We start from the raw sequence: 12,446 nt of genomic DNA, 5'->3' as shown, positions 1-12,446 counted from the left end.
TAAAGATTTTGCGAGAAATGTTTGGGGAGAAGATAATAATCATAATACTTGGGAATTAATCTATGTACTTGAGAATTTAGAGTTTATTAACGTCAAAAATTGATATTGCTGATATCAGGTACTGCGATTATCTTTTTTATCGATGTCTATCACTCATCAATTTAGCAATACAATATTAGATTAAGAACATTAGATACTCAGATAAGAAAACAATAAAAGAATAATTTTATTGTAAAGTTAAAAAATCTACGCATTCTGTGATAAAATATTTATATAATAGCAGTTATAAGCAGGATAAATATGAATTTAATAATTATTTATTGCAAGGATTTTGATAAAAATTAAGACTTAAGACAACCTATAAATATTTTTATAACTGGTTAAGTGATAGTCTAAACAGCTTAAATTAAATGAGGAGATAGATATAGTAGATACTATATCGTTATATTATGAAAAGCAGAAATAAAGTTATTGCTGTAGTGATTTTAGTTATTATAAGTTTTGGTATATTTTTTATAAAAAAAATATCGACCATCAAAAAGAACTTCGTGCTCAAAAAGTCTATGAGAACAAAGTTACTACTGAAAAGAAAAGAATCAATGAATTACAAAACTCAATTTCAATCGATAATGAGAGCGTTATTAATACTGTTGTTAAAATTAAAAATTTGAATCTGAAAACTAAAGAAGCACAATCTTTGAAATCTAAATACATTGAAAAAGATGTTAAAGCAGTTTATGAATATATCGAAAGTAACATAAATAAGAAAGATATTCCTAATAATGACGTACGGTTTAATAATATAAACGAACTTCAGTCAAATATTGCTACACTTGAGAACAATGCGAAGAGTTACCAAGAGATGGAAAATATTTTTAATAAAAATAAAATAGAGTTCTTAATTAATAAAGTTAGTGTAATAACCCAAAAAGAAAAAGATCAAATCGTAAAATTACAAGCGGAAGAAACTGAAAAAGCAAGACTATTGGCTGAGGAGGAAAAGGCTAAAAAAGAACAAGAACTACTTTTGAAACAATCAGTGTCAGACCAGTTTACTCCTTCTCCAAATGCAAGCACAAGTAACAACCTAAACCAAACAACAGATCCTGTTGCAGAAGCAGACGAATTTAGAAAAAACTTTAAGGAACAATATGGTAGAGAACCATCTTCAGGTGAGGTTCAAATGGATTGGCTTCGTAAGCAAGGTATTGTGCAATAACGTAAAAGGATATTAAAAAATTTTTAGAACTAACAAAATATATAAGAATGTCATCATAAAAAAATCAAAGATTGAAATAAAATTTGTTCTGAATTTAATAAGAGATAAAATAAGTAAAAAGACATAACTTTAAATCATTTTGGAGTAAGTGGCAGAACCGATTACGCTCAGAAACTAACAAATAAAGATACAATACAAGTAGTAGGAGAGTATAATATTACTTGTCATAGATTTACTTTGAATGATAATTTTCCAGAATATGCTAAGGCTGGTTATATTGTAATGATTGAAGATATTTTGCGTAAAAGACTTGAACCAAGTTTAGGTAGGGAGTAAGAGTGTTCTAGAATCTGATTTATAGTACATTTAGTAGACAGTCCAAGCCACATATTACTTGACTTTTAAAGTTTACTAGCCTATAATCATTGGTATAACAACAAATAAAAAATAACTTTCAAAAACCATCCAGCATGGACAGTAGATAAAATGAGCCGCTACGCCCGTATTGCTTTGGGAATTCGATAAACATAAATAAAGCTTTCTTTAGTAATTTTACTAAGGAAAGTTTTTTTCTGATAAAATGACTGACAGATATTTCATCACTAATAATTAAGTAAAAATTAAGTCTTAAGTCCGATAAAAATTACTATATTTTTTGATACAATAGACTTATGAATAAAAAATTGAAAGCAATCTTTATTATAGAAATTTTTATTGTATTAGGATTGATTTTTCATGTGATTAGTACACCGCGTATGTGGGTAGTGCTTGCCTTAGCTATCCTCTTTACGATATTGGCGACGCGCTCGCGTGCGCGTGTATTACGCATTATAAGTTTCATTTTTTGGGCGATATCAGTTATGATTCTCTTCACAGTTGGCTGGTTTTGGTTAGCCATCGTTTTTCCGGCAATTGTTTGTATCGTTTTTTGGAAAAATAATCCAAGAGAAGGAGAAGAAAGAAGTTTTTCTTATGAAGATATTTCTCAAGATGAATCTGAGTCAGTCATGAATGAAAATCAAAATGATATCATTGATCTTGATGATGTTACTTTTAAACCTTCTGGCAATAGTCTTTCTATTAAAAAGATGACAGGTAATACAAAAATTATTGTTCCTGACGATGTGGGAGTGGCGCTCGATTTAACAACAAATGCTGGACTTGTAAAGATTTTTAATGAGGCAGCACAAATTAATGCAGGTAACATACATTATTTTAGTGACAATTTAGATCAGGCAGAAAAACGGATAAAAATAAATATTCGTGTTGACTCAGGAAATATTGAGGTGATTAGAGGATGAAAAAATCGCTTTTCACAACCTTTTTAGCAGTTTTTAGTATCATCCTTATTATGTATCTTCTTCTATTCATAATGATGAATAGTGGACAACCTTTGGGTGGTCTAAATACCGCTAATATTATTAGAGAACTTCGTGATAATTTCTATGGTTTATGGATATTTATATCAGTTGCAGGATTACTTGCGCTGATTTTTACCTTGTTTAATCATGTTGAAAACATGAGTATTCAACAAAAGTTTCAAGATGACATAAAGCTATTAGAAGAAAATCAGCAGCCCGAATCTCCTGAATTACAAGCTGTTCATGATAAAATTATGAATATGTCGGCAGAACTCCAAGAACTCTCGAAGCAAAAATCTGCTGACAAGGCTGAAATTATTGAATTAGAAAGAAAAAGGATTTCACGAGAACTCCATGATTCTGTCAGTCAGGAACTATTTGCAGCAACGATGATTTTATCTTCGGTGGCTGGTTCCACCCAAAGCTTAAGTAAAGAGCAAATCGAAACACAGACTCAATTAGTTTTGAAAGTCCTTCATTCGGCTCAAAACGAAATGCGGGCGCTCTTATTGCATCTTAGACCTGTAGAATTAGATGGTAAGAGTTTAGCAGAAGGCTTGTCAGCACTGACAGACGAATTGCAAGCAAAAATATCAGCAAATATTACTGTTAAATTGGCTGATATTGAAGCAACAAGTAATATTGAGGACAACCTTTTTCGAATGGCTCAGGAGATTTTATCGAATACTTTGCGTCATTCGCAAGCCGAATACATTGAAGTATCTTTAAGAGAAACCCAAGAAAATATTTTCTTGAAAATTGCTGATGATGGAGTTGGATTTGATGTTTCAACGAGTGATAAAACAGCGAGCTATGGTTTAGCAAATATTAAAGAACGAGCGCTTTTAATTGGTGGAGATGCTAAAGTGATTTCAGCGCCTGGTTCGGGAACCACTGTTGAGATTATTATTCCCAAAGCTAAGCCGAGTCTTTAAAAATGAAAGATATTTAGAAAGAATAAAATGGAAAAAATCAAACTTTTAATTGTAGATGACCACCAGATGGTGCGCCTTGGTTTATCAAGTTTTATGAATATCCAACCCGATATTGAAGTGGTTGGTGAATCTGCCGATGGGGAGTCAGGTTTTTTAAAAACAGAAATGCTTGACCCAGACGTTATATTGATGGATTTGGTAATGGATAGACTTGACGGTATTGGGGCAACTCAGAAAATTTTAGCCAAAAATCCTGAAAGAAAAATTTTGATTTTGACAAGTTTTATTGATGATGAAAAAGTTTTTCCAGCTCTGGCTGCAGGAGCAAAAGGATATATTCTTAAAACTTCACAAGCCGCAGAAATTGCAATGGCAATCAGAAAAGTTGCCAATGGCGAAGACGTTTTGTCTGACGCGGTCAAAGAAAAAATTGCCCAACAAAAGCATCGCAAGCATGAACTCTATGATGACTTATCTAAAAGAGAATTAGAAGTACTAAAAGTTCTTGCTACAGGACTTTCCAATCAAGAAATTGCTGACGAACTTTTTATCAGCTTAAAAACAGTAAAAACACATGTTTCAAATATATTCAATAAACTTGAAGTTTCGGACCGCACTCAGGCTACTATTTATGCCATTCAACATCATTTAGTATAAACTTGAGGAAAAACAAGTTGGAAATATGATATAATTGAGAATGTGCAAATAAATTTAGAGTGAAAAATAAATGGAAAAAATATTAGAAAAAGCCCAAAAGATTAAAATTATCTTTTTTGATATTGATGATACTTTAAGGGTTAAAGATTCAGGATTTATGCCTGAATCAATCAATGAAGTGTTTAAAAAACTTCATGAAAAAGGAATCATGACCGGAATTGCAACGGGAAGAAATCTTTTTGGTGTTGTTCCAGAAGTTCGTGCCTTGAAACCTGATTATTACGTGGCCATTAATGGCGCTTATGTTGAGAATGCGCGCACTCAAAAAGTTTTATATAAAAATACTTTTTCCAAGGATTTAGTAGAGGAAATAATTGCTTGGTTGAGAACCGAACAAAGTGAGTATTCATTTGTGGCAGCTGACAATTTACGCGTTTCAAAATGGGATAAAATCGCAAGTGAGGCGATTGGTCCAGTTTATGCTGAACTGAAAGAAAATCCTGATTATTATCAAACAGAAGAAATTTATCAAATGTTGACAATTTCGGATCATGATGATCAGTTGAAGTTACCAGAAAACTTGGCTGACAAAATTCGGCTTGTGCGATGGCATCCAAATAGTTCAGATATTGTACCGCTTGAAGGCTCAAAAGCAATTGGCTGTCAACAGGTCTTGCAAGAACTTGGGGTGAAAGCTGAAAATATGCTGAATTTTGGCGATGGCCTCAATGACCGTGAACTTTTTGATTTTGCTGGCTTGTCAGTTGCGATGAAAGTTTCTCATCCAGAAATTTTGAAAAAAGCTGATTATATTACGGATTCGGTCGAAAATGATGGAATCTTAAAAGCCCTACAAGCCTTAAAAATTATTGATTGACAAATCTGTCAGGAAAAAATAAAACTGACAGATTCGTCAGTAACTTAAACTATGAAGAAAGGAAGGCATTTTTTAAATAGAAATGCCGACTAAAAAATTATGACTTACCCACAACTTGATCTTGAAAACTACAAAAGTACCACAGCAATTATTAATACCAATCATGGAAAAATGACTGTCAAATTATTTGATAGTCTTGCTCCTAAAACAGTAAAAAACTTTATTGAACTCAGTAAAGAAGGCTATTATGATGGTGTGATTTTCCACCGAATCATCAAAGATTTTATGATTCAAGGAGGAGATCCAACAGGAACTGGGATGGGTGGTTCTTCAATTTACGGTGAAAAATTTGAGGATGAGTTCTCAATGGATCTCTTTAACCTTCGTGGGGCTTTGTCAATGGCAAATGCCGGTCCTAATACGAACGGTAGTCAATTTTTCATCGTTCAAAATAAAAACTTGCCTTATCCAAAGGACTCACTTATTCAAGGGGGTTGGCCTGAAGAAGTAGCAGAAACATATACTGATGGTGGAACTCCGCATCTTGACGGTCGACATACTGTTTTTGGTCAATTAGTTGATGAAGAAAGCTACAAAGTCCTTGATAAAATCGCAGATGTACGTGTGGGTGCACAAGATAAACCAGTTGACGATGTTGTCATTGAATCAGTTGAGATTATCGAGCCATAAAATGGATAAAAAAAGTCCTAAAATCGGAGATATTGTTGAAGTTGAAATCATTGGAATGCAGGATTATGGTGCATTTGTAAAGTTTTTCCTGCAAAATCCAGAAACCAATGAGAAAATTGAACAAAAAGGTTTGATTCATATTTCTGAAATTCAATCCGGATATGTCAAGAGCATCCATGATATTGCTAAAATTGGGCAAAAAATAATGGCCCAAATCATCGATATTGATGAATACAATGGCAAAATTAGCTTGTCAATCCGAAGTCTTGAAAAAAATCCACAAGTTCATCATATCTACCGAAAAAAACATTTTACTGATTCACGAGACAAGATTGGCTTTAAAACCCTTGCTCACTCTCTACCTAGTTGGATTGAAGAAAATGAGGCCTATCTTAAAGCAAAAAAAAATGCCCAAAGTGAGGATTTTCTTTGAATGATAACGTATTAAGATATGTCAAACGAGTTTTTAATGTAATTACCATCTTAGGTTTTGTGGCCACAATTGTCGGCGGAGTTTATCTGTGGCGACTGGGTGCTTTTCAAAATCAAGCCGTCTTGCAACAATTGATTGTCGCCCACCGTTTTTTGGGGCCGCTGATTTTCCTTTGTATGCAAGTTTTACAAGTAATCGTCCCAATCATACCTGGCGGAATCACAATGGCCGCCGGTGTCATGATTTTTGGGCCCGTTTGGGGATTTATTTATAATTACTTTGGAATTGTTGCGGGTTCGTTTTTGCTTTTCCACTTTGGGAAAAAATATGGCTCCTCGCTAGCTAAGACTTTCGTCAAAGAAAAAACATATAATAAATACATGGCTTGGTTAGATAAAGGACAAAAGCGCTTTAATATCGTATTTGCGCTCCTTATATTATCACCGATTGCCCCAGACGATGCTCTAGTTTTGATTGCTAGTCAAACAAAAATGAGTTGGAAATTCTTCACTTGGAGTATCTTATTATGTAAACCATTACCAATTCTTCTCTATTCATATCTTCTTATTTTTGGAGGAGATGTTCTTGGGCACTTTTTATAAAATGCTGAAAGTGTTTTCAGCGTTTTTTTGTCGAAATTTTGATAAAGAACGCCCAAATCATTCGAAAAAATTGTATAATAGAATGGATTTATGATTTTAAAAGGGAAGTCACCTCAATATTAAAGTTGTTTTAGCAGATTAAAAGGGATTTGTGATTTTTTGAAATAAATTTTTTAAGGCTAAAACAATATTAAACTGACTGGAGCTAGTTTTGAACAAAAAGAAAGTAAATAGATTTACATTTGATTCAAGAATTGATTATGGGCTGATATTACCAGCCTTTATGTTAATTTTAATTGGTCTTTACGCACTTTATGTGGCAGTAAGTCACGATCATCCGGCACAAGCCACAACTCTGGTAGTTCAACAAGGAACCTGGGTAATCGTTGGGCTCTTCGTTGCCTTAATAGTCATGCACATGGATTCAAGATTTTTATGGAATTTAACCCCATTTTTCTATCTTTTAGGTCTGATTTTGATGATTTTGCCGATATTCTTCTATGATAGAGCGACTTATGCCTCAACAGGTGCAAAAAACTGGCTTGCTTTTGGTGGACGGAATTTATTTCAGCCCTCAGAGTTTATGAAGCTTTCCTACATTCTATTTTCAGCCCGAATTGTAGTAACATTCCAAAACAATTTGAAAAAGAGAGTTCTCAAAGACGATTTTCGCTTAATTGGACTTTTGATTCTTGAAACAATTCCTGTCGCAATCTTGTCAGTATTTCAAAAGGACTTTGGGACTTTCTTGGTATTTGCTGCAATCTTTGCTGGGATTGTCTTAGTATCTGGAGTTTCTTGGAAAATACTGGCGCCAGCTTTTCTTTTTGTAGCAGCAGTCGCAGGTGGGATTGTGGCTTTAGTTGCTTCTCCAGAAGGACAGAAGTTTCTTGAAAGTACAAGTTTTGCAAAATATCAAGTCAATCGTTTTATTGCTTGGTTACATCCCTTTGAGTATTCGCAAACCTTCAGTCTTCAACAAGCACGTTCTTTGATTTCTGTCGGAGTGGGAGGACTTTGGGGTAAAGGAATTGGCGTTGCCAATGTTAATGTTCCTGTCCGTGAATCAGATATGATTTTTACAGTTATTGCTGAGGATTTCGGATTTGTTGGTTCAGCATTCTTGATTTTCCTTTACTTTATGTTGATTTATCGAATGATTCGAGTGACTTTTAACTCAAATAATCAGTTTTATACTTATATTTCAACCGGTATTATCATGATGATTCTTTTCCACGTCTTTGAAAATATTGGAGCTGCTATTGGGGTTGTTCCATTAACGGGTATCCCTCTACCATTTATTTCCCAAGGGGGTTCGGCTTTGATGTCCAATATCATTGGATTAGGACTTGTCCTATCGATGAAATATAATCAGCTCCCAGAATTCGTCAGAGAACAAAGACAGATTCCAGTCAAGGGAGATAGTCGTAAAAATCGTCGTAGAAATAGAACTTAAAAAATTCTTAGCTTCTTATAAAAAATGAAGATTACTAGCAGAAATGTTAGTAGTTTTTTTATTACCTCAAATCTGTCTATAAGTCTTATATAGCAAGCTAGAAAACGCTTTAATTTTTTGTAAATTTTAAAAATAAATGATAAAATAAATTTGTGAGAGAAATCTCAAAATTAAATACTATTGATTGCCTGAAACGACAACCATCCTATTCAGAGGAGGCGTTTTTATGCGCGCAGCACGTTTTTATGATCGCGGAGATATTCGCGTTGAAGAAATTAATGAACCAGCAGTAAAAACTGGTCAAGTAGGTATAGATGTGGCTTGGTGTGGAATCTGTGGTACAGATCTGCACGAATTTTTAGATGGACCAATTTTTTGTCCATCAGCAGAACATCCAAATCCTATTACAGGTGAAGTTCCACCAGTTACTCTCGGACACGAAATGTCTGGTATTGTAAACTTTGTAGGTCAAGGGGTAAGTGGTCTCAAAGTAGGTGACCATGTTGTTGTTGAACCTTATATCGTTCCCGAAGGTACTGATACAAGTGAAACTGGACATTACAATCTCTCAGAAGGATCAAACTTTATTGGTTTGGGCGGAAATGGCGGCGGTCTGGCTGAAAAAATTTCAGTTGATGAACGTTGAGTACATAAAATTCCTGACTATTTACCATTAGATGAAGCAGCACTAATTGAACCACTTTCTGTGGGATATCATGCTGTTGAACGTGCCAATTTGAGTGAAAAGAGTACGGTACTCGTTGTTGGAGCTGGTCCAATCGGACTTTTGACAGCTGCAGTTGCCAAAGCTCAAGGGCATACAGTAATTATTAGTGAGCCTAGTGGTTTGCGTCGTAAAAAAGCTCAAGAAGCAGAAGTTGCTGATTATTTCTTTAATCCAATTGAAGATGATATTCAGGAAAAAGTTCATCAAATTAATGAAAAAGGAGTTGATGCTGCTTTTGAATGTACTTCTGTTCAACCAGGATTTGATGCGTGTTTAAATTCTATTCGCATGGGTGGAACAGTTGTTATCGTTGCAATTTGGGGTAAAGCAGCTAGTGTTGACATGGCAAAATTAGTCATTAAAGAAGCTAATCTTTTAGGGACTATTGCTTATAATAATACTCATCCTAAAACCATTGATTTAGTTGCAACTGGTAAGATTAAATTGAATCAATTTATTACAGGTAAAATTGGCTTAGATGACCTGATTGATAAAGGTTTTGATACTTTGATTCATCACAATGAAACAGCAGTTAAGACTTTAGTTTCACCAACTGGAAAAGGTCTATAAATATAAATTTCACTCATTTAAAGGAGAAATAAAGATGTCTAAAGTTGCAGCAGTTACTGGGTCAGGTCAAGGAATTGGCTTTGCTATCGCAAAACGTTTATATAATGATGGGTTTAAAGTCGCAATCATTGATTACAATGAAGAAACAGCTCAACAAGCAGCTAAGGAACTTGGTGGCGAATCATTTGCTCTTAGAGCAGATGTTTCTGACCGTGACCAAGTAGTTGCCGCTTTAGAAGCTGTTGTTGAAAAATTTGGTGATTTGAATGTAGTAGTAAATAATGCAGGAATTGCCCCAACCACTCCGATTGAAACAATTACTCCTGAACAATTTCATCAAGTTTATAATATTAATGTTGGTGGAGTTTTGTGGGGAACACAGGCAGCCACAGCACTTTTCCGTAAACTAGGTCATGGTGGTAAGATTATTAATGCAACTTCGCAAGCAGGTGTCGTTGGGAATCCTAACCTAATGCTTTATTCTTCTTCAAAATTCGCTGTTCGTGGAATGACACAAATTGCCGCTCGCGATCTAGCAGAAGAAGGAATTACAGTTAATGCCTATGCACCAGGGATTGTTAAAACACCAATGATGTTTGATATTGCACATCAAGTGGGTAAAAATGCAGGTAAAGATGACGAATGGGGCATGCAGACTTTTGCCAAAGATATCGCGATGAAACGTTTGTCAGAGCCTGAGGACGTGGCCAATGTGGTTTCTTTCCTTGCTGGTCCTGATTCTAATTATATTACGGGTCAAACAATTATTGTTGATGGTGGAATGCAATTTCATTAATCAAAAAAGAACTGTCAAGTTTTTATCTTGACAGTTCTTTTTATTTTATGCTATAATTATTTTAAATAAATGAATGAGGTAAGGTCTATTGAAAATCTAAGTTTTGAACTTTAAAAAATATTCGTCAAATCGAGTGTTTTTGTTGCGTTCACAACTTAGAGAAAATAGGCTTTTATTATGCTTCAAATTTGGGTGTTTTGCCAGAATTTGTGTCTTTTAAAGCTCTTTTCACCTAAGTTGTGAGAAGAGCTTTTTATATAAAAGGAGAAAAAATGAATCAAAAACAAAAAGAAATGCAAGCTAGACTAGAACAAATTAAGAAAAATAAACCGCAATTTGCTGAAAAAAATACAAATGGACTGACAGCCGTAAAAGCAACCAAGCAAAATCAGCATGGAGCAAAAATTAATGCTCCACGAAAAGCGGGAATTTGAGATTCAGAGAAATAAGAGAAATTCTCAGCAATACAAATAAATATCTGTTTTACTGAGACATTTCTCCTCAAATTCAATTTCTTAATTCTCACAGATGGGAGGAGAATTAAATGTCAAATATTGAATTTAAAGATTTAACTTTTGGTTATGGAGAAAACCTAATTTTTGACCATGCCCAAATAAATATTGATGACCGCTGGAAATTAGGATTAGTTGGACGAAATGGCCGCGGGAAATCAACACTTTTAAAGCTATTAGAGGGAAAAATAATTACTGATAGCTCGATTATTGCTGATAAAAATTTTGTTTACTTTCCACAACTACTGACAGAAGAAGATTTAAATGATGAAAAAATATCATCTGAATCAAAAAATCAAGAGTCTCATAAGGGGGATTCTATAGAAAGTCTGTCAGTAAATATTACTGACAGAAAGTCACAATTGACCTTTTATCTCTTAAATGAATTGGCCGAATTTGAACAATGGGAATTAGAACGGGAATTATCTCTTTTAAAAGTTGATTTAGAGGTATTATGGCGCCCTTTTGAAAGTTTATCTGGTGGAGAGCAAACAAAATGTCTATTGGCAATCTTATTTTTGGACGAAACGAATTTTCCTTTGATTGATGAGCCAACCAATCATTTGGATATGGCTAGTCGAAAAGTCGTTGCTCAGTATCTCAAGAAAAAATCAGGATTTATTGTTGTTTCACACGACCGAAATTTTCTTGATGAGGTTTGTGACCATACTTTGGCGATTGAACGTCAACAAGTTATTCTCTATCAAGGAAATTATTCAACTTATGAGCAAGAAAAAAAACTGCGTGATGATTTTGAACTTGCTGAAGATGAAAGATTACGTAAAGATATTTCAAGGCTGAAAAGGACTTCGTTGGAAAAACGAGATTGGTCAAATCAACGTGAAAATGTTGCTGGTGCAACTTTTGTGGATAAAAAAGTTGCCAAGAAACAAAATCAACGAGCAAAAGCAATTGAAAAGCGAATGGGACAGGAAGTTGAGAATAAAGAGAAATTACTCAAAAATATCGAAAAAACTGATCACCTAGGCATGAATTTTCAACCCTCACACCATAGAAGGCTGATACAGTTTGAAAAATTTTCCTTGGCGTTTGATAAAAAAATACTATTTCAACCAATTGATTTTTCCTTGAAAGTAGGAGAAATTGCAGCAATTGTCGGACCAAACGGTCAAGGGAAATCAAGTATTATCAAATATTTATCTGGAAATTTTTCTGGAGAGCGCAACGGATTTGTTCAACTTCCGCAAGGAATAAAAATATCATTTGTTCGTCAGATTTATGATAATCGTGGCTATCTAAAAGATTTTGCTACCGAAAATCAATTGGATTATGAATTATTTCTTTCCAACCTCAGAAAGCTAGGCATGGAGCGGAAGCAGTTTACGCAAAAAATAGAAACAATGAGTCAAGGACAACAGAAAAAAGTTGAATTAGCTCGCAGTTTGTCGCAAGAAGCAGAGCTTTATCTTTGGGATGAACCTCTTAATTATCTTGATGTTTTTAATCATGAACAGATTGCCCAACTTCTGGAAAATAGTCAGCCGACAATGCTTTTAGTTGAACATGACCAAGCCTTTGTTGAAAAAGTTTCTAATCAAATTATTAATCTAAAAGATACCTAATTTTAAAAAATAAAAGTAGAGTGATTTT

At 34.2% G+C, this 12,446-nt stretch carries 14 protein-coding genes; all 14 read left to right on the top strand.

Going from position 1 to position 12,446, the window contains the following annotated elements; genetic code table 11:
- Positions 1-697 precede the first annotated feature (697 nt).
- The gene (locus tag LLA01S_RS10715) at positions 698-1,219 is read left to right on the top strand and encodes a hypothetical protein (protein WP_232035039.1); all 522 of its coding nucleotides are present in this window, start codon (positions 698-700) and stop codon (positions 1,217-1,219) included.
- A gap of 671 nt (positions 1,220-1,890) precedes the next feature.
- Positions 1,891-2,520 (top strand): cell wall-active antibiotics response protein LiaF, encoded by a 630-nt coding sequence (gene liaF, locus LLA01S_RS10710; protein WP_061778296.1) that lies wholly within the window; start codon positions 1,891-1,893, stop codon positions 2,518-2,520.
- Positions 2,517-3,515: a sensor histidine kinase gene (locus LLA01S_RS10705; RefSeq protein WP_014572828.1), complete on the top strand. Its 999-nt coding sequence runs from the start codon at positions 2,517-2,519 to the stop codon at positions 3,513-3,515. The genes liaF and LLA01S_RS10705 overlap by 4 nt, the downstream gene beginning before the upstream one ends.
- Before the next feature lie 27 nt (positions 3,516-3,542).
- Positions 3,543-4,172 (top strand): LuxR C-terminal-related transcriptional regulator, encoded by a 630-nt coding sequence (locus LLA01S_RS10700; RefSeq protein ID WP_021165122.1) that lies wholly within the window; start codon positions 3,543-3,545, stop codon positions 4,170-4,172.
- Between the two features lie 70 nt (positions 4,173-4,242).
- Complete coding sequence (locus LLA01S_RS13405) at positions 4,243-5,049, top strand: Cof-type HAD-IIB family hydrolase (RefSeq protein ID WP_061778295.1); 807 nt, start codon at positions 4,243-4,245, stop codon at positions 5,047-5,049.
- A gap of 99 nt (positions 5,050-5,148) precedes the next feature.
- Entirely contained in the window at positions 5,149-5,739 is a 591-nt protein-coding gene (locus LLA01S_RS13400) for a peptidylprolyl isomerase (RefSeq protein ID WP_014572825.1), read from the top strand.
- A 1-nt stretch (position 5,740) separates the two neighbouring features.
- Positions 5,741-6,172 (top strand): CvfD/Ygs/GSP13 family RNA-binding post-transcriptional regulator, encoded by a 432-nt coding sequence (locus LLA01S_RS10685; protein ID WP_011675859.1) that lies wholly within the window; start codon positions 5,741-5,743, stop codon positions 6,170-6,172.
- Positions 6,169-6,774 carry a TVP38/TMEM64 family protein gene (locus tag LLA01S_RS10680; protein WP_011675860.1) on the top strand — a complete coding sequence of 202 codons (606 nt, stop codon included), beginning with the start codon at positions 6,169-6,171 and terminating at the stop codon, positions 6,772-6,774. The genes LLA01S_RS10685 and LLA01S_RS10680 overlap by 4 nt, the downstream gene beginning before the upstream one ends.
- A 211-nt stretch (positions 6,775-6,985) precedes the next feature.
- Entirely contained in the window at positions 6,986-8,230 is a 1,245-nt protein-coding gene (locus tag LLA01S_RS10675; RefSeq protein ID WP_011835464.1) for an FtsW/RodA/SpoVE family cell cycle protein, read from the top strand.
- Between the two features lie 226 nt (positions 8,231-8,456).
- A complete protein-coding gene (locus tag LLA01S_RS13675; RefSeq protein WP_014572822.1) occupies positions 8,457-8,876 on the top strand; it encodes an alcohol dehydrogenase catalytic domain-containing protein in 420 nt (139 codons plus the stop codon).
- Positions 8,877-8,885: 9 nt separating this feature from the next.
- A complete protein-coding gene (locus LLA01S_RS13670; RefSeq protein WP_311735774.1) occupies positions 8,886-9,527 on the top strand; it encodes a zinc-binding dehydrogenase in 642 nt (213 codons plus the stop codon).
- Between the two features lie 34 nt (positions 9,528-9,561).
- Complete coding sequence (locus LLA01S_RS10665) at positions 9,562-10,323, top strand: (S)-acetoin forming diacetyl reductase (RefSeq protein ID WP_014572820.1); 762 nt, start codon at positions 9,562-9,564, stop codon at positions 10,321-10,323.
- A 272-nt stretch (positions 10,324-10,595) separates the two neighbouring features.
- Entirely contained in the window at positions 10,596-10,757 is a 162-nt protein-coding gene (locus LLA01S_RS12650; protein ID WP_011675863.1) for a hypothetical protein, read from the top strand.
- A 110-nt stretch (positions 10,758-10,867) separates the two neighbouring features.
- The gene (abc-f, locus tag LLA01S_RS10660; RefSeq protein WP_061778294.1) at positions 10,868-12,418 is read left to right on the top strand and encodes a ribosomal protection-like ABC-F family protein; all 1,551 of its coding nucleotides are present in this window, start codon (positions 10,868-10,870) and stop codon (positions 12,416-12,418) included.
- Positions 12,419-12,446 lie beyond the last annotated feature (28 nt).

The organism is Lactococcus cremoris subsp. cremoris NBRC 100676, assembly GCF_001591705.1.
GTDB lineage: Bacteria > Bacillota > Bacilli > Lactobacillales > Streptococcaceae > Lactococcus > Lactococcus cremoris.
Note: the sequence above shows the minus strand (reverse complement) of the source record. Positions and strands in the feature narration are given on the sequence as shown.